An 18,868-nucleotide genomic window follows, 5' to 3' on the forward strand; every position below is an offset into this window, starting at 1 on the left:
GCTTATTTTAACCATTCAATTTATATTATTTATTTATGATTAAATTGAATGGTTTTACATATAAAACACGAGAAAAATAAAAGTTTTAAATATAAAACAAAAAGTTATTAAAACGTTTTTATTGGTTGTCGACCTGTGGAGTTTTATAATCTAATTGTGAAATAAAATAAGAATATTGAAAAGAAATGTATATGTTTGAACAGATTTAAAAATTCTAATTATTTAATTTTACTAAATATTTTAAAAAAACAATCAAAAAAAATCCATAATTTAAAAATGTTAACTAGGTCACACTATTTTGATGTTGTGTGATTATTTATTTATTTTTAATTATACTTTCCCACCTCGATATGGGACTATCCGATTATCAAAATGCTAAAAAAATGTGTTTTTTCATTGGTATACATCTTGCCTCTTAATTTATATGCTGCTCAAGTGGATGAATTGAGAGAGCAGGCTATTCACACTTATAAAACTGGACAAACTCACCAAGCAATATTTCAATTGGATCAATTGCTAAAAACTTATCCGCATGATCAAAAATTGCTAGCTGATTATTTAGTTGTAATGTCAAATGAAAAAAAAGATCTAATAACTTTTTCTCAGCATTTAGCAAATATTAATTCGGTTACTTTTCCACAATATGGACAGTTACCTTTAATACGTAATTTTCGTGATTTTAAACACTTTAAAAATGCGATTGATTGGTCGAATAAATTTAATATTCAAAAAACACTTGATGGGCAGATTTTGTTAGCAGTTTTATACGCTGAAGCTCAGGATGTTGTAAAAGCCAAAGCACAGTTAGCACAAATTAATAGTAAAAATTTGAAAACTGATCAACTTGTGCAAATAGCTTATGCTTATCGTCTTATCAATTTACCTGTAGATGCTTTATCTGCAATTGAACAAGCATATAAGCAACAGCCTAAGTCTTTTGCAGTTTTACAAGAATATAGTTATGACTTAGCGGCTGTGGGGTCTTATAACAAGGCACAGCAGTTATTGCTTGCCAGCGATAAAAATGCAGAAATAGAATCGTTACAACACTGGCTCCAAGTCAGTGAGTTTTCTCAACGTGTGAATAACGCAATTGCTCGCTATAAATATTTAAATCGAGAAGGCATGTCCGATAGTGAAGGCTTTGCTGAACTTGATGCTGTGTTGAAGCAAGGCGAGCAAATGCAGCCTTTGATTCAACCGTCAGACCCTAATTATTTAAGATTCCATTATGACTATATATATGCGTTAGATTTCCGTGGACGTGCTCGTACGGTCCTGGATCAATTTACTAAATTAAATGTACCTTTAGAAAAACTACCTGCCTATATTCGTCATGCAATAGCTGATAGTTATTTAGCTGAAAGACAGCCACAGCAAGCTGAACTTGCCTTTAAAACCTTGCTTACTGAAAAAAACTATCCAGATATGACGGTATATACGGGGCTTTATTATTCTTATATTGAACAAGAAAAATATAAACAAGCTGAACAACTTTTGAATGAAGTGGATCGATTGATTCCTACGTATAAATATAGTCAAGCTAAAGGAGTAGACAAAACAAGTCATCCCGACCGTGATGACTATATTACTTTACAGGGTATGCACTTAGCTTATGCAAATCATCTTGATCAAGCAGAAAAGCATTTTCAAAAACAAGTAGATCTTGCACCTGCTAATGAAGGTCTAATTAATAATCTGGCTCGTGTTGAGCGTTGGAGAGATAAACCTCTACAGTCCAAGCAAACTATTTCTCGTTTAAATGGTTTAACACCTGTTGCCAAAGATACTCGAATTAACCAGATGCAAAATGCTCAGGCTTTATGGGATATTCCAGAATGGCGTAAAAATACTGAAAGTCTTTTGGAATATTACCCTGAAGATGGTGGAGTAATTAAAAGTCGAAAAGAGTTAGATGACCGCAATAGACCGACAATTTCTCACTCAACAACTTGGGGACAAAGTAAGGCAGATAGTAGTAGCGATTCTGTGAGTGGTCAGAATGGTTTAAAAGACCGCGAAATGGAAACTCGTCTTAATAGCCCATGGATCAAAGATAATTATCGTTTATTTGCTTGGCATCAAGATCGTTACGGAGAATACCGTTTTGGCGATGTGCATGACCAACGCTATGGTGTTGGGGCTGAGTGGCAAGCAAATCGTAAGGCATTGTCAGCGATTTTGTCGCAAAGTACAGATGGCGGACAAGCAGGTGTTCGTCTCGATTGGTCGCAATGGTTAAATGACCATTGGCAGTATCAATTGCAATATGACAGCCAAGCTAATATTCCATTACAAGCAATTGATGCTGGTGAAGATGGACAAGCTTACCGTGCTGCTTTGACATGGCAAAAAGATGAGTCACGTCAGATTGGGGCGAGTTATGGCCTAACTGATATTAGTGATGGTAATAAACAACAAGAATTTTCGACTTTTTGGCGCGAACGATTATTTGATACGCCGCACCATATTACCTACGGAACCGTTCGTGGATTTTATGGCAGCAATAGCCAAGATCAGACTGCTTATTTTAGTCCCAGCAACCATTACAGCGCTGAGTTAAATTTAAGTCATGACTGGGTAACTTGGCGAGAATATGAGCGTTCATTTAAACAGCATTTTGAAGCTGGAGTGGGCCTCTATAAACAAGCAGATTACTCGGCTAGACCAACATACTCTCTGCAATATCAGCATCAATGGCAGCTCTCACGGACTTGGCAACTTAATTATGGAATTGGTTGGCAGTATCACCCATACGATGGTCATGATGAACAGCATACCTACGGTATTTTCGGATTTGAAGGGCGTTTTTAATGAATAATATGATGTCAAAAATGTTGAGCTGTGTGTTTGCTTCAACATTATTACCCGTACAATTTTCTCATGCCCGCATTGAAACTGAACTACCAAAAAATCATACGGTTTCTTTAACTTTTCATGATGTGCGAGATGATGTGTTAAAGGAAGGTGACAGAGATGTTTATGCGATTCAGACAAAAAATCTGGCACAGTTTTTAGATTGGCTGAGTCAATCTGACTGGAAGCCGATTCGTTTAAAAGACATTGAGGAAGCTCGTAAGCAAGGTAAAGAATTGCCTCATAATTCTATTCTACTTACTTTTGATGATGGGGCTTTGAGTAGTTATAGCCGAGTATTTCCATTACTTAAGCAATATCAGATTCCGGCAGTTTTTGCTCTTCCGACCAGTTGGATAAATGGCAATACGCAGGCAGGTTATGAAGCCTATGGTCAAGGTAACTTGGTGAACTGGGCTCAAGTTCGTGAAATGCAAGCATCAGGTTTAGCTGAGTTTGCAAGCCATAGTGACGATTTGCATCATGGCATATTGGCCAATCCTCAAGGCAATGAGCAACCTGCTGCGACTTCGTATGCATATTTAAAATCGCAAGCACGTTATGAAACGGATGCAGAATATCAACAACGTATTTTGCAAGATTTGAAAAAATCCTACGCAGTTTTGAAAAAAGAAGTCGGCGTTAATCCTAAAGCAATTATCTGGCCTTATGGCGCCGTGAATGAGCAACTGGAAAAACTGGCGCAGCAGGCAGGTTTTGAGTTTTCTTTCAGTTTGGGTCGTGATGGTATGAATCGGGTGAGTGATTCAACTTTTAAACGAAGCTTGGTTATAAATAACCCTACAGCTGAACAGCTCACTGAAGGCATGTTAAATATTTTAAATTTTGAAGAGTCAGATTTATTTAAACAGCCTCGTCACTTTGTGAGTATGGATTTAAAGCAGTTAGCAGCGCCACAAAACACCCAAACAGATGAAAAATTAGGGCAGTTGTTATCAAAATTATACAGCTTAAAAAACAATGCCTTAATCTTAAAACCTTTGGAAGATAAAGATGGAGATGGGCAATATGATGTTGCTTATTTCCCTACAGATAAAATGCCTGTTCAACAAGATATTTTAAACCGTAGTTTATGGCAGGCTCAAACTCGTGCGGGCCAAGCAGTAATATTAGAGTTACCTGCTTATCCTCAGAAAGATAAACCATTTTTAGCAGTAGATTTGGCAAAAGATATTGCACGTTTAAATAGTAATTTAAGTGGTATTCAGCTTAATGCGGGCACATCTTTAAATTGCGAAATACAAGCAGTAACCGCTCAAGAGAATAGCTGTATTGAACAATCAAAACATCTTGCTCAACTCAGCCAACTTGCCAAAAAAGCTGTAAAGCCTTATTTAAATATGAGTAACCAAGGGCAGTTTATTTTATTGCTTACTCCTGATTTAGATCATGTAGAAAATCTACCAGCACTGTTAAAAACACTTTTATCGCAACATGATTTGGTCAATTTGAAGTTCGACATGATTGGCAAGAAAAAGCAATTTAATCAGGTGTTAGCACTTTTAAATACGCTTAATGAAAAAGATAAGCAAAGAATTATGCTGACTTTAGTGTTGCCAGAAAATGCTTCAAAGACCAATTGGGAAGAAGTACAGCAAGGGCTCTTTTCGATTCAGCGTATAGGGATTCAGAAATTCGGGATTGATGGCTATAGTTTTGAAAAATCAAAAGATGTACATCAGTATTTATATAATCCGGTCAGTCTGAATGCTAGCCCTGTCATGTATCAGCCTTTTGCTGGATTAGTAGAGGGGAAAAAGTAATGAGAGTATTACTCGATATTCTATTTGCTTTTGCCTTTTTATATCCTTTACTCATGGCTTGGACATGGATGGTAGGAGGACTTTGGTTCTTTTTTAAAAGGGAATACCGTGAACAAATGCTTCCCGAACCAACCAGCGAAGGGTGCAGTATCATTATTCCGTGTTTTAACGAAGAAGCTCAGGTACGACAAACCATTCGTTATGCACTGCAAACTAAATATCCTAATTTTGAAGTGATTGCAGTCAATGATGGAAGTAGTGATAGAACAGCTGAAATCCTTGATGAATTGTCAGCGCAAGATTCGCGACTTCGGGTTGTACACTTAGCTGAAAATCAGGGTAAAGCTGTAGCTTTAAGATCGGGAGTACTGGTCAGTAAATACGAATATCTTGTTTGTATTGATGGGGATGCATTGTTACATCCGCATGCTGTACTTTGGTTAATGCAACCATTTATTAACTTCCCGCGAATTGGTGCTGTAACGGGTAATCCACGAATTTTAAACCGATCAAGTATTTTAGGAAAATTACAGGTTGGCGAATTTTCTTCGATTATTGGTTTAATTAAACGTGCGCAGCGTACATATGGTCGTATTTTTACAGTATCTGGTGTGATTGCCGCATTTCGTAAAACAGCGCTCGTTCGAGTCGGGTTTTGGTCTGACGATAAAATTACTGAAGATATTGATATTTCATGGAAGCTACAGCTGGACCATTGGGATATTCAGTATATTCCACAAGCGCTTTGCTATATCTATATGCCCGAGACATTTAAAGGTTTATGGAAACAGCGCCTTCGCTGGGCACAAGGCGGAGTAGAGGTTCTTATAGAATATATTCCACAAATGTTCAAATTGCGCGTACGTCGTATGTGGCCAGTCATGATTGAGGCGCTAGTCAGTATTATCTGGTCTTATGTGATGATTATGATATTCACTCTATTTTTTGTTGGACTGTTTGTTGAGTTACCTCTGCAATGGCAGATCAAAACGCTTATGCCACAGTGGTACGGTGTAATATTAGGCGGAACATGTCTGATACAGTTTTTGGTGAGTTTGTGGATTGATCAGCGCTATGACCGTGGCCGCTTCTTTAGAAACTATTTCTGGGTAATCTGGTACCCGTTATTTTTCTGGCTGCTTACTTTATTTACTAGTGTTGTGGCGGTACCAAAGACTTTATTTAACACTAAAAAACGTGCCCGTTGGGTGAGCCCAGACCGCGGCTTCCGTGGAGATAACCCATGAAACCTGAGGAAAACAAGGATATAGAGACTTTAGATATCCCCGAATATATTGATCAACCTGAATATGTCAAAAATAAAACAGCAAACTATACGTTACAAACCATTGGGTGGATTTGTTTGATGTGGTTGCTTTTCCCATTGGTTTCACTGTTTTTATGGGTTTTTGAAGGGCATCTAATTTATGATTATGTCTGGGTCGATCATTTATCAGAAGTTAAAACCTTACTTCATTTAGCATTACTCATTGGAATTAGCGCGCTTATTTTAATTTTGTGGGCGAGTTATAACTGGATTAGGTTCAGTGGTGAAGACCGTCGGACTAAAGCACCGAATAGTTCTGTTGAATTACTAGCAGCTCAATTTTCGGTTAGTCCCGAGATCTTGAGTGAATTGCAAAAGAAACAACGCATTATTTTGCATTACGATGATCATGGTAATTTGCAAAAATATGAGTAAATGAGAAAAAGCATGGCCTAAAGCCATGCTTTTTATTTTTATGTAGTTATTCTGATAATGATGTCGACGGGTTGTTCTATACCATCCATGCTGTGAATTGATGTATTGGTAACTTTAACAATAGGCCAAGTTTGTAATTTACAGTTAGATTTTTGGAGTGCAGCATAATAACTATCAGATTTAAAAAATACTTTTTTAGTCGTTGCAGTATTGGGTGTTAAAAGGCGCTTAAGCCATGTTTCATTTACTTGAGTCTCAAGAAAACGTAAGGCCAAAAGACTTTTTACACGATTGTTAAATAATCTCCGGTTTTTAATAATGAGTGGATGCGTAATTAACTTGTGTGTGCCCATTTGACTATGGGGCAAAATAAAGTGAGGTGTAATTTGAAATACAGTCACAAATTTTGCTTGTTGGCAGATTTTTTCAAGATGGGTCACAGTATCTTGATTTGTACCAATAATCGCGACAGATGAATGTGAAAAATCAAACTCTTTAATTGAGGTTGACGGAATAACTTGACCAGCAAAGTCTTCAAAATCTTGAGCCGTATTTTGAAAAATTACTGATTTTGAAGCGTTATTTTTAATATTAATACTCATTTTCCAAAAGTCCTTTTGGTTTTTCAATCATGATGTTTTTATCGTTTTAATATAAATAACCAAGCAGGAAGTTGGGGTAAAGTCTTTTCAGATAGATGGTCATCCCATACTCGAAATCAATTCAAGTATGGGAAAATCAAGTCTAGTTTTAATGTTCTGTTTTTACATTCATGAGTTGCGTAAAACTGTCTAGACGCTTCGCTGTGTCGTATATATCACATGTAAAAATAAACTCATCAACATCGTATGTCGCTAAAAGCTTTTGTAAACCAGAGTGAACTGTATCTACAGAGCCAATCTGTGCCATTGCATAGAAGTTTTCAACGGAAAGCTCTTCTGCTGTATTCCATAGTCCCTGCATTGATTCAACTGGTGGTTTCAGCTTTAAGCTTTCGCCACGAATTAAGCCTAATACACGTTGGTATGCACTTGTTGCTAAAAACTGTGCTTCTTCATCAGTCTCTGCTACAACAACAGGTACACCCATAGAAATGTAAGGTTTATCTAAATAAGCAGAAGGCTCAAAGTTCTCTCGGTAGAGCTGAATCGCTTGACCTAACATACGTGGTGCAAAATGTGACGCAAATGAGTAGGGTAGACCAAGTTTTGCAGCCAATTGCGCACTAAAAAGGCTAGATCCAAGTAACCAAACAGGCACATGTGTATTTTGCCCTGGCGTTGCAATAATTTTTTGTCCTGCTTGCGGTACATCAAAATATTTTAGGATTTCGACAACATCTCTTGGAAATTGATCTTCTGTTTCTTGATGCCCACGACGTAAAGCTCGCATGGTGAGTTGATCTGTACCAGGAGCACGGCCTAAACCCAGTTCAATACGATTTGGATATAAAGTAGCAAGTGTTCCAAATTGTTCTGCGACAACTAAAGGAGCATGGTTAGGAAGCATAATTCCGCCTGAACCTAAACGAATATGCTGTGTATGTGCTGCAATAAAACCGAGTAAGACAGCCGTAGCAGAGCTCGCGATTCCATCCATGTTGTGATGTTCTGCAAGCCAGAAACGTTCATAACCTAGTTTCTCTGCATGTTGTGCTAACTCTAATGCGTGACGTAACGAAAATTCGATGGTTTTATCATTACGAATAGGAGCAAGTTCCAAAATTGAAAACTTGGTATCTTGAAGTGATCGCATGCGATATTCTCGAATAAGGGTATATCGAAATACTACGATATATAGGGATTAATGTATATCGTTTTTTTTCGATATTTGGTTTTATCTCTCAATAAAAAAGCACCCGAAGGTGCTCTTTTGATTCATATATGAATTAGCGGTTTTTGTACCAGCCGCGATGTAAACCATTGTCATGACGGCGATGACCACCTTTATAGTAACGACGGTCGCCATCGTCATATCTACGATCATCTCGATCATAACGACTACCACGATCATAGCGATCATTGTAGTCACGATCTTCAGAAACTTTACGACCTAGCGCTGAACCACCCGCAGCACCTACCGCAGCACCGATGTAACCACCATTGGTACCACCCATATTTTTACCGACTGTATAACCAGCACCACCACCTAAAGCACCGCCAATTGCAGCTTCTGTACGATTACGACGATCACTCGCTGCGGCTGCACCACCAGCACCACCTAAAGCCGCACCAATTGTTGCGCCTGTTGTACCACCCATGCTTTTACCAATTGCTGTACCAACCACACTACCTAACGCAGAGGTTGCAGCAACACGCGTACCATTATCTGCATGTGCAACCGTCACCATAGACGATGTTGCAATTAATGCACTAGCTAACCAAATATTCATTTTCATCTTGCAGCTCCATGTCCTTTTTACTGAGAAGGACAGTATTTTTATCTTGAGATAAATGTAATCAAAAATTTCGTGATAATTATGGAGAACCCCAAAGGCGGTACGATAGTTTTGTGTCTGTTTGTATTGTTTGTATTAATCTATGGATAAATCATGAGCAAAAGAGAAAAGATGAATATTTGTTGGTCCTAATAAAAAAGCACCCGAAGGTGCTTAGTGACGTTTCATCAAATTTGATTAGTGATGACGACGGTGTTTTTTCTTCCAATGTTTAGAAGATCTGTCAGCATCGCGGTCTTTAGAAATCTTATTACCTAGAGCAGAACCACCCGCAGCACCTAAAGCAGCGCCAACGTAACCACCATTTGTACCGCCCATGCTTCTACCAACGGTATAACCAGCACCACCACCTAAACCACCGCCAATTGCAGATTCTGTACGGTGACGACGGTCACTTGCAACTGCTGCACCACCAGCACCACCTAAAGCAGCACCAATTGTTGCGCCAGATGTACCACCCATGCTTTTACCAATTGCTGTACCAGCTACACTACCTAAAGCGGAAGCAGCTGCTACATGTGTTGTGTTATCAGCATGCGCTACAGTAACCATAGAAGTTGCTAAAACAGCGCTACATAACCAAGCATTTAATTTCATTTTTTACTCCGTGTCCTTAGCAGCAGGACCCTATATCTTTTGTTACGGCAAATGTAACAAAACACGTTTCTTAAAATATGGAGAACCATCAATTCATTATTGTAGTTTAGTGTCTAGTTTGTATGTTTTCTATTAAAATAGAATGTTTAATACTCATATAGATAAATATGAGTCTCATTTAATTTTAATGAGTGTATTACTGGCGATCTGAACAGAGAAAGTTGATCAAAGCTCTTGTGGCAGAAGACATATGTTTATGTTGTGCGTACAGTAAAGAGAAGGGACGGGTGTGGCCTGCATAAGTCTCGAGTAAAGGTTGTAATTTTCCTTGTCGAATTTTTTCATTAACAATAAAGCTGTAACTCTGACATATCCCTAATCCACTTTCAGCAAGAGATACGACGCCTAAAATATCTTCTTTTACTAGAATCCGATTTGTTGGTGTCCACTGAATTTCTTGATCTACATCTTTAAAGAACCATGGAGTGACCTTACCACTGCTAGGTAATTCAAAGGCAATACATTGGTGATGATTTAATTCTTCCAAGCTTTGAGGAATACCTACGCGCTTTAAATAAGTTGGTGAAGCAACCAGTTGAAGAGGGGCAAGTTCTAGTGGTCTGGCTACAAGAGAGCTATTAGGAAGATGGCCTTGGCGAATGGCTAAATCAAAACCCTCAGCAATTAAATCAACATTTCGGTTAGAGATGCTGACCTCAATTTGAATGTCTGGATATTGCAAAAGAAATTTTTCTAATAACGGTGGTAAGCGATAGTGTCCATAAGTTGTAGGAACGCTTAATTTGATTTTTCCAGAAATTTGCAGTTGTTCACCTTGAACCACACGTTCTGCATGGTCGATTAGCTGAAAGGCGTGCTGCATTTTCTCATAATAAAGTTGACCTGCTTCAGTCAAGCTTAAATGACGAGTGGTCCTTCTAAAAAACTGGATACCCAACTTTTTCTCTAGCCGTGTAATTGTTCTACTAATGACTGAAGGTGTGGTAGACAAATGAATTGCAGTTGCACTAATAGAAAGCTTTTCAGCCACAATTAAAAACACTTCAACATCGGCTAGATGGTCAAATTGACGAGACATTTTGTCCTCAAACGCAAAAAAGATTTGTAAATGTGGTTGTTTTTCTACCTTGCTGGCAAAAATAGAATATATCCATCCTAGTTATAAATCCAGCACAAGGCTGGAATGAAGGTTGAATGATGAAATCTCTAAATAAAATAATGCTTGCAGTAGTTACCGCTTCAGCAGCATTAAGTGCAAATGCTGCTCATGTATTAGTTGTATTGTCTGATGAAGGGCAGTTAGAGCTGAAAAATGGTCATATTTTTAAAACAGGCTTTTATTTAAATGAGTTAATGCAGCCTACAAAAATGCTTTTAGATGCGGGGCACACAGTAACTTTCGCTACACCAAAAGGAAAAGCCCCGACGTTAGATGAGTCATCAAATAGTACGATGTACTTTAATCAAGACGAAAAAGCATTAAAGCAGTACGCAGGCTTATTGCATGACCTTAAGTTAACATCACCTCAAGATTCTCCAGTTTTAAGCCTGTCTCGTATTGAGCAAATTGGTATTGATCAGTTTGATGCTATTTATATTCCAGGTGGACATGCACCTATGCAAGATTTATTAAAAGATAAACAGCTTGGGAAAGTTCTGACAGCTTTTCATAAAGCTAGAAAACCTACAGCTCTGGTTTGCCATGGCCCTATTGCATTGATGTCAACGTTACCGAATGCTTTTGAAGTCGTTCAGCAACTTGAGCAAGGCAAAGCCGTAAAAACTGGAGAGTGGATTTATAAGAACTATCGGATGACTGTGATTAGTAACCAAGAAGAAGAACAAGCGAAGGCTCTGTTAAAAGGTGGTGAAATGAAGTTCTATCCACAAACGGCATTACAGTCAATTGGTGGTAAATATCAAAGTAATACGAATGCTTGGACTCCAAATGTAGTGGTGGATCGTGAACTTATTACAGGACAAAATCCGGCCTCGGCTGTTCTGGTGGGTAAAACATTATTAGAAAAATTAAAATAAATAGACATGGTAAAGAGGTTTTATGAATAAAGCCTCTATTGCCTTATTGGGTAAAAAGGTGACGTATTCTTTTCTATAAAAAAGCTAAATTATAGGCGAGTAAATAAATCTCATCTGAAATCATTATATTTATAAGTTGCTACTTACTGTGAAAGTTGATGAATTGGCTGATTATATATGTCATTTGAGCGGCATAATCTGTAAACTATGCGCTATTTTTACGATTTTGCTTATCTTCTATATTTACATAGCGTTCGATAAGCTTTTTGGACTTTTGAGATATTTCCTCTTATGAAAGCGTCACTCCGTTTACGACTTGATCAACTCTGTGATCGACATGAAGAACTTACCGCGTTGCTTGCAGATGTGGAAGTCATCTCCGATAACAAACGTTTCCGTAAATTGTCTCGTGAACATAGTGATTTATCTGAAATTACCGAAGTTTGGGGCAAATACCGTCAAGCAGAAGAAGATATTGAAACTGCTGAATTAATGAAGTCTGACCCTGACTTTAAAGATATGGCAGAAGAAGAAATTCAAGCGAATAAAGCGTTGCTTGGAGAGTTAGAAAGTCAGCTTAATATTTTGATGATTCCAAAAGATCCAAATGATTCTAATGCAGCTTATTTAGAAATTCGCGCCGGAACGGGTGGTGATGAGGCTGCAATTTTCTCTGGTGATTTATTCCGCATGTACAGTAAATATGCCGAGACACAAAATTGGCGTATAGAAGTACTTTCTGAAAATGAAGGTGAGCATGGCGGCTTTAAGGAAGTCATTTGCCGTGTAGATGGCGATGGTGTGTATGGTCGCCTAAAATTTGAAAGTGGTGCACATCGTGTGCAACGTGTACCTGCAACTGAGTCACAAGGTCGTGTGCATACATCGGCTTGTACAGTTGCGATCTTGCCTGAGATTGATGTTGATACCAACGTTGAGATTAACCCAGCAGATTTGCGTATTGATACTTACCGTGCATCTGGTGCAGGTGGTCAGCACATTAACAAAACGGATTCGGCGGTACGTATTACCCACATTCCAACAGGTACAGTTGTTGAATGCCAAGAAGAACGTTCACAGCATAAAAACAAAGCTAAAGCGATGGCATTGCTCGTGTCACGTTTAGAAAATGCGAAACGTGCGGCGGCGGATGCAGCGACGTCTGAAATGCGTCGTGACTTAGTAGGGTCTGGTGACCGTTCTGAACGTATTCGTACTTATAACTACCCACAAGGTCGTATGACTGATCACCGTATTAACCTAACTTTATATAAGTTAGATGCCATTATGGAAGGTGATTTAACTGAATTGCTCGATAGCTTACATCGTGAATATCAGGCAGATCAGCTTGCAATGCTTGCACAGGAAAATGGCGGCTAATGAACATTGCTCAAGCGCTTGTAATTCGTGGTGAGCCTGACAGTTATGAACGACAGGAAAATGCTTGGTTACTTGAGCATTTTCTAAAAATCAATTCGCTTGAATTAAAGTTTAGACTTGAGCAAGAGTTAACTGTCCAGCAAGAGCAAGACTACTTGGCTGGGCTTGAGCGTATTCAAAAGGGTGAGCCTTTAGCTTATGTAACAGGTTCACAGCCATTTTGGACACTCGACTTAAAAGTGACTTCCGATACTTTAGTGCCACGACCTGATACTGAGGTTTTGGTTGAAACTGTTTTAAATCTAAACTTGCCAAAGAATGCAAATATTGTTGATTTGGGAACGGGGACAGGCGCAATTGCCCTCGCTTTAGCGAGTGAGCGTCCAGATTGGCAAGTAACGGCAACTGATATTTATGCACCTACTTTAGAAGTTGCAAAAGAAAATGCGCAAACCCATGGATTACAACAAGTGAAATTTGCTTGTGGTGTTTGGTTTGATGCTTTAGACAAACAGCAATTTGATTTAATTGTTTCTAATCCGCCGTATATTGACCCTGAAGATGAACACATGCAGGCACTTGCAACAGAACCACGCCGTGCATTGGTAGCAGACTATAAGGGTCTAGCTGATATTGAAATTATTATTACTCAAGGAAAAAACTGGTTAAAACCACAAGGCTGGATTGCACTTGAACATGGTTATGATCAGGGACAGGCTGTTCGAAATATATTTGCTGAGCATGGTTTTAGTGAAATTAAAACCATTCAAGACTACGGCCAAAATGATCGAGTCACTTTGGCATGCTGGATTTAAAGTTATTTTTGTAGCGTATCTCGCCAACGTAATAACCAGTTTTCTATAAGTTTCATTAAGCTATCGGTTAATTTACCCAATAGGGCCAATAAAATAATTGCAATAATGACAATATCAGGGCGGGATGTTTCTCGACCATCACTTAATAAATAACCGATTCCTTGAGTGGCTGCAATCAGTTCAGCTGCAATCATAAACATCCACGATAAGCTTAAGCTGTTGCGTAAACCGGTTAAAATTCCCGGAGATGCTGCCGGCAAAATAATAGATACAATACGCTGAAAAGCATTAAGCCGATAAACTTTCCCAACTTCAATGAGCTTTCTATCTACGTTATGAATTGCTGCAACTGTATTGGTATAGGTTGGAAAAAAAGCGCCGATTGCAATCAGCGTAATTTTAGAACCTTCATCAATTCCCAACCAAAGTAATAACAAAGGAATCCATGCAAGACTTGGAATTGATTTAATTGCTGAAAAAGTTGGTTCCAAATAAGCTTCTGCCTCTTTACTTAATCCAACCCAAATTGCAAAAATTAACCCTAAACCACTTCCTACAATGAAACCTACTAAAACACGCCATGTACTAATATAAATATGGGCAAAAAGATCACTGTGAGCTAAATCCAAAAAAGATTGCCACAAACTACTTGGCACGGGTAGTAAATAAGCATCGACGTAGCCATTTCTGACTAAAAACTCACAACCCACTAAAAAGATTACGGGAATGAGCAGTGCTTTAAACCAACGTGTAAATTTATTGTTTAAATGCTTTTTCTGAGATTTTAAAGCTTGCTGAGCTAAGAAGTGATTTAGCTCAGCTTTGTTAAATGAATTACTCATATATTATTTCACGACTTTTTGAGCAAAACGTGGGTCTAACAACTGGTCAACCACTTGATTGACGTTGGTGCCTTTTCTAACCAAGTCTTCTTCTGTCAAAATTTTCCCCGAACGTTTCAGTGCTTGTGCTTGAGTTGCCGATGGAATGCTTTGATCAAAGTTGGTTCGGCTCAATTGTAGTTTAGCCACAGGTAGGGGAAGTTTTGATTCTTGAGCTAAAAGTGCTGCCACTTTATCAGGATTAGCTTTTGCCCATTGTCGAGCTTGTTCATAGGCTTTAATCACTGCTTCAACCGCTTCAGGACTTTGCTTTGCAAAATCTTCTTTAACACTCAGTACGCTATAGCTGTTAAATCCAACATTACGATAAAGTAATTTGGCACCTGATTGTATTTGAGCCGCAGCCATTAACGGATCAAGCCCAGCCCAAGCATCTACTTGACCACGTTCTAATGCGGTTTTTCCATCTGGGTGTTGTAAATGAACCAGTTGTACATCGCGTTTACTTAGGCCTACTGTGTCTAGTGCCTGTAAGGTAAATAAGAACGGATCTGTGCCTTTGGTTGCTGCAATTTTCTTACCTTTTAAGTCTTTTAGATTTTTGATTGGTGAGTCTTTTGCTACCACAAGAGCGGTCCACTCTGGCTGGCTTTGTACATAAACAGTTTTAATTGGGCTGCCATTCGCTCGACTTAATACAGCTGCTAACCCAGCGGTAGACGCAAAATCGATGCTATTGCTGTTGAGATATTCTAGCGAACGGTTACTGCCTTGGCTAAAAACCCATTTAATTTGAGTATTTGGTAGTGCTTTCTCAAGAAGTTTTTGATCTTTTACGACTAAGCTAGTTGGTGCATAGTAGGCATAATCAAGTTTAAGTGTGGTCGGAACTGCTGCAAAGGCAGATGAAGCAAATACAAACCCCAATGTTGATGCCAACAAAGTCTTCGTTAGAGAAAATTTTGGTTTTAAAGACATAATAAGAATAGAACCAGAATAAATAATAGATCATCCTTCCATGGGTTTGATGACTTACAAACATAGTTATTTTGATTTATAAATCAGATTGAAAGATAAAAGTTTAGATAAAATCATAACTCACTGTTTTTATAGTGATAATTGAGTTTGAAGTAATGTACTTATCTGAAATATTGAATTTAAAAGATATAAATATCATAAGCTTAAGTATTATTTTTTAAGCTTATGATATTTATATTATTGCTTGTGTGAAGTTAAATTATTTCGATAAGCGCCTGGGCTGACGCCAGTCCATTTTTTAAAGGCACGGTGAAACGCGCTTGGATCTTGGAAGCTTAAGTCTTCACTAATATCTTGAATTGAATCGTTGGTTTTACTTAAACGTTCAACAGCAATATCGCAGCGAATTTCATTCTTAATTTGCTGGTAGCTGACGCCTTCATGTTTCAGTCGGCGTTGGACTGTAGCTTCAGAAATATTGAGTTGTTGTGCAACATCTTTAAGTTCGGGCCATTGTGCAGGGTGAAGTTTCAATAAGTGACGACGAATAAGAAGGCTCAGTGCATTTTCATTTTTAAAGCGGACTAAAAGATTTTGCGGAGTTTGCTCTAAGAAATCATGAAGTGCTTTTTTATCTTTTTTAATTTTAATATCTAAATAGTGAGCATCGAATTCAACTTGATTTATCTCAGCATTAAATTTTATGTCTTCACCAAAACGTACTAAATAGTCCTGAATATCTTGGGGTTTAGGGCAGCGTAGCGATATATTATTTAAGCTAATTCGCTGATCTACCAACCAGCACATGAGTCCATGCACCAACATTAAAAAGGTCGCATATGTAAACATACGTTTGGGTTGTTCACGATCACGAATGACCAAATAGGCTTTTTGCTGGTCCCGAATTAATTCACCCTGTAGATCATCTAAAATAAAGTTAAAAAATTTCAAAATATCGTAAAGCGCCTTTTCTAAAGTTTCCGCCGTACTGACAAGTTTAGTAAGTAATTTATAGCTACCTCGACGCATGGGATGACTATCCATACCAAAAAATTCATCGTTCATGGCATTGGCAAGTTCTATCCATAGTTGCGCATAGGTTGTAACAGGCACACGTGCCTTGGGAGACATCAGTAATTCGGCAGGAATTCCCGCCTTATTTAAAATTATTTGAGTATTTAGCCCTTTGGCATAAGCTGCACTTAGTGCTTCATGTACCAGTGCAATCGAAATAGTTCCTTTACTTAAAGAAGATTGGACAACCATGTCAAAGACTCATATTTTCTTCATATATTTCAAGTGAAATACTGCATATGTAAAATTTGGATTGATCAAAAGCTGCAAACATTTTGAGGCTTTTTGAAATTGTATCGGAAAACAACAACTTTTACTCTCACTACTAAGTTTAAAGAACATTTCTATAGGACGTTACATAATGAAAATTCAAGGGAAACATTTCGTGATTACAGGTGGTGGCTCTGGTTTGGGTGCTGCTACAGCTGAGTATTTGGTAAAGCAAGGTGCCTCTGTCACATTGGTAGACATGAATGTAGAAGCAGGTGAACAGCAAGCAAAACAATTAGGATCAAAAGCTGACTTTGTAAAACTGGATGTAACCGATGAGCAAGCTGCTGAACAGTTCTTTAAGGATGTTTTGGTCAAACATGGCAGTTTGCATGGTTTGGTTAACTGTGCGGGGATTGGACCTTCGGCTAAAGTTGTGGGCCGTGAAGGTGTACATGATTTGGCGTTATTTTCAAAAACACTGCAAATTAATGTGACAGGTACATTTAACATGCTGCGCTTTGCAGCAGATGCGATGAGTAAAAATACAGTTGAAGCAGGGGACGAGGGCCGAGGTGTAATTGTAAACACAGCCTCAGTTGCAGCATTTGATGGTCAAATTGGTCAGGCAGCTTATTCAGCATCTAAAGGCGCTATTGTTGCCATGACATTGCCAATTGCTCGTGAGCTTGCGCGACATGGCATTCGAATTATGACGATTGCACCGGGAATTATGGAAACTCCGATGCTTAAAGGTATGCCACAAAATGTTCAGGATGCTTTGGGACAAATGGTGCCATATCCGTCTCGTTTAGGAAAACCCGAAGAGTTTGCTCGTTTAGTTGGGCATATTGCTGAAAATTCATATTTAAATGGTGAAGTCATCCGTTTGGATGGTGCAATTCGTATGGCAGCAAAATAATAAAAATAAGGATGTTGAAATGATTTTAAGTGCTGAACAAAGTATGGTTCAGGAGATGATGCGTGATTATGCGCAAAATCAGTTAAAACCTACAGCTGCTCATCGGGATAAAACCCATGAGTTTCCTGCTCAGGAATTAAAAGATTTAGGTGCTTTGGGGGCAATGGGTATGACCGTTCCAGATGAATGGGGTGGTGCAGGAATGGATTATGTATCTTTAGTGCTCGCAATTGAGGAAATTGCAGCAGGTGATGGTGCCATTTCGACAATTGTAAGTGTTCAAAACTCATTGGTTTGCGGTATTACATTGTCATATGGTTCAGAACAGCAAAAACAGACCTATTTACCAAAATTTGCATCGGGTGAATGGTTAGGATGCTTTTGTTTAACTGAGCCACATGTCGGTTCTGACGCCAGTGCGATTTTATGTAAAGCTGAGCGAGATGGGGACCAGTGGGTACTTAATGGCGTAAAGCAATTTATTACCAGCGGTAAAAATGCTCAAGTAGCTCTGGTGTTTGCAGTAACTGATAAACAAGCGGGCAAAAAAGGGATCTCGTGTTTTCTTGTACCAACCAATACACAAGGTTACTTGGTAACTCGTATTGAAGACAAAATGGGCCAACATGCTTCAGACACAGCAACCATTACCCTCGAAAATTGCTGTATTCCTTTAGAGAATTTGGTAGGTCAAGAAGGCGAAGGTTATAAAATTGCTTTATCAAATTTAGCTGCTGGTCGTATTGGGATTGCTGCTCAATCTGTTGGTATGGCACGAGCTGCTTTTGATGCTGCTGTGCAATATGCAAATGAGCGGAAAGCCTTTGGCGTAGAGTTAGTCCAGCATCAGGCGGTAAGTTTTCGTTTAGCTGATATGGCAACCCAGATTGAAGCGGCACATCAGTTAGTTCTACATGCTGCAACTTTGAAAGATGAGGGATTACCTTGTTTAAAAGAAGCATCAATGGCAAAGCTGTTTGCATCGACCATGGCTGAGCGAGTTTGTTCTGATGCGATCCAGATTCATGGTGGATATGGCTATGTGAGTGATTTTCCGGTAGAGCGAATTTATCGTGATGTTCGGGTGAGCCAGATTTATGAGGGCGCTTCGGATATTCAACGTTTAGTGATTGCTCGTGAAGTCACCCAAGTTTAAGCATTAGATTTTTAAATAATGAAATTCATTGCAAAA

17 protein-coding genes are annotated in these 18,868 nt (G+C 38.6%); 9 read left to right on the forward strand and 8 right to left on the reverse strand.

What is annotated here, in order from left to right; translation table 11 throughout:
• Window positions 1-372: 372 nt before the first annotated feature.
• From pgaA to pgaD, 4 genes are read left to right on the forward strand one after another with little or no spacing between them, the layout of a single operon-like run.
• On the forward strand, window positions 373-2,814 hold the full coding sequence (pgaA, locus tag RMB13_RS05350; RefSeq protein ID WP_311084604.1) for a poly-beta-1,6 N-acetyl-D-glucosamine export porin PgaA: 2,442 nt from the start codon (window positions 373-375) through the stop codon (window positions 2,812-2,814).
• A complete protein-coding gene (gene pgaB, locus RMB13_RS05355; protein ID WP_311084605.1) occupies window positions 2,814-4,640 on the forward strand; it encodes a poly-beta-1,6-N-acetyl-D-glucosamine N-deacetylase PgaB in 1,827 nt (608 codons plus the stop codon). The genes pgaA and pgaB overlap by 1 nt, the downstream gene beginning before the upstream one ends.
• Window positions 4,640-5,887 (forward strand): poly-beta-1,6-N-acetyl-D-glucosamine synthase, encoded by a 1,248-nt coding sequence (pgaC, locus tag RMB13_RS05360; RefSeq protein WP_311084606.1) that lies wholly within the window; start codon window positions 4,640-4,642, stop codon window positions 5,885-5,887. The genes pgaB and pgaC overlap by 1 nt, the downstream gene beginning before the upstream one ends.
• Window positions 5,884-6,342 carry a poly-beta-1,6-N-acetyl-D-glucosamine biosynthesis protein PgaD gene (pgaD, locus tag RMB13_RS05365; protein ID WP_005039615.1) on the forward strand — a complete coding sequence of 153 codons (459 nt, stop codon included), beginning with the start codon at window positions 5,884-5,886 and terminating at the stop codon, window positions 6,340-6,342. Before pgaC ends, pgaD begins: the two co-directional genes overlap by 4 nt.
• Before the next feature lie 38 nt (window positions 6,343-6,380).
• Here pgaD and RMB13_RS05370 read toward each other — a convergent pair whose 3' ends face one another.
• From RMB13_RS05370 to RMB13_RS05390, 5 genes are all read right to left on the reverse strand, one after another.
• Complete coding sequence (locus RMB13_RS05370; RefSeq protein ID WP_080027405.1) at window positions 6,381-6,944, reverse strand: flavoprotein; 564 nt, start codon at window positions 6,942-6,944, stop codon at window positions 6,381-6,383.
• A gap of 148 nt (window positions 6,945-7,092) precedes the next feature.
• Entirely contained in the window at window positions 7,093-8,097 is a 1,005-nt protein-coding gene (locus RMB13_RS05375; RefSeq protein ID WP_311084607.1) for an LLM class flavin-dependent oxidoreductase, read from the reverse strand.
• A 133-nt stretch (window positions 8,098-8,230) separates the two neighbouring features.
• The gene (locus RMB13_RS05380) at window positions 8,231-8,740 is read right to left on the reverse strand and encodes a hypothetical protein (RefSeq protein ID WP_005039624.1); all 510 of its coding nucleotides are present in this window, start codon (window positions 8,738-8,740) and stop codon (window positions 8,231-8,233) included.
• 237 nt (window positions 8,741-8,977) lie between these two features.
• Window positions 8,978-9,397 carry a glycine zipper domain-containing protein gene (locus tag RMB13_RS05385; protein WP_005039626.1) on the reverse strand — a complete coding sequence of 140 codons (420 nt, stop codon included), beginning with the start codon at window positions 9,395-9,397 and terminating at the stop codon, window positions 8,978-8,980.
• Window positions 9,398-9,593: 196 nt separating this feature from the next.
• Window positions 9,594-10,496, reverse strand: a complete 903-nt coding sequence (locus RMB13_RS05390) for a LysR family transcriptional regulator (protein ID WP_311084608.1) — start codon at window positions 10,494-10,496, stop codon at window positions 9,594-9,596.
• A 119-nt stretch (window positions 10,497-10,615) separates the two neighbouring features.
• Here RMB13_RS05390 and RMB13_RS05395 point away from each other — a divergent pair, with 119 nt between their 5' ends.
• The 3 genes from RMB13_RS05395 (at window position 10,616) to prmC (ending at window position 13,650) form a co-directional block, all read left to right on the forward strand.
• The gene (locus RMB13_RS05395) at window positions 10,616-11,455 is read left to right on the forward strand and encodes a type 1 glutamine amidotransferase domain-containing protein (protein WP_311084609.1); all 840 of its coding nucleotides are present in this window, start codon (window positions 10,616-10,618) and stop codon (window positions 11,453-11,455) included.
• Window positions 11,456-11,746: 291 nt separating this feature from the next.
• Entirely contained in the window at window positions 11,747-12,835 is a 1,089-nt protein-coding gene (prfA, locus tag RMB13_RS05400; protein ID WP_003652455.1) for a peptide chain release factor 1, read from the forward strand.
• On the forward strand, window positions 12,835-13,650 hold the full coding sequence (gene prmC / locus RMB13_RS05405; RefSeq protein WP_311084610.1) for a peptide chain release factor N(5)-glutamine methyltransferase: 816 nt from the start codon (window positions 12,835-12,837) through the stop codon (window positions 13,648-13,650). Before prfA ends, prmC begins: the two co-directional genes overlap by 1 nt.
• A 2-nt stretch (window positions 13,651-13,652) precedes the next feature.
• On the opposite strand, the gene RMB13_RS05410 is transcribed toward prmC, so the two are convergent.
• From RMB13_RS05410 to RMB13_RS05420, 3 genes are all read right to left on the reverse strand, one after another.
• On the reverse strand, window positions 13,653-14,492 hold the full coding sequence (locus RMB13_RS05410) for an ABC transporter permease (RefSeq protein WP_311084611.1): 840 nt from the start codon (window positions 14,490-14,492) through the stop codon (window positions 13,653-13,655).
• Window positions 14,493-14,495: 3 nt separating this feature from the next.
• Complete coding sequence (locus RMB13_RS05415; RefSeq protein WP_311084612.1) at window positions 14,496-15,470, reverse strand: aliphatic sulfonate ABC transporter substrate-binding protein; 975 nt, start codon at window positions 15,468-15,470, stop codon at window positions 14,496-14,498.
• Between the two features lie 237 nt (window positions 15,471-15,707).
• Window positions 15,708-16,736: an AraC family transcriptional regulator gene (locus tag RMB13_RS05420; protein ID WP_311084613.1), complete on the reverse strand. Its 1,029-nt coding sequence runs from the start codon at window positions 16,734-16,736 to the stop codon at window positions 15,708-15,710.
• Window positions 16,737-16,905: 169 nt separating this feature from the next.
• Between RMB13_RS05420 and RMB13_RS05425 the strand changes: the two genes are divergently transcribed.
• Window positions 16,906-17,676, forward strand: a complete 771-nt coding sequence (locus tag RMB13_RS05425; RefSeq protein ID WP_311084614.1) for a 3-hydroxyacyl-CoA dehydrogenase — start codon at window positions 16,906-16,908, stop codon at window positions 17,674-17,676.
• A gap of 19 nt (window positions 17,677-17,695) precedes the next feature.
• Window positions 17,696-18,832, forward strand: a complete 1,137-nt coding sequence (locus tag RMB13_RS05430) for an acyl-CoA dehydrogenase family protein (protein ID WP_311084767.1) — start codon at window positions 17,696-17,698, stop codon at window positions 18,830-18,832.
• Window positions 18,833-18,868: the final 36 nt, after the last annotated feature.

The organism is Acinetobacter sp. V102_4 (assembly GCF_031799005.1).
Lineage (GTDB): Bacteria > Pseudomonadota > Gammaproteobacteria > Pseudomonadales > Moraxellaceae > Acinetobacter > Acinetobacter calcoaceticus.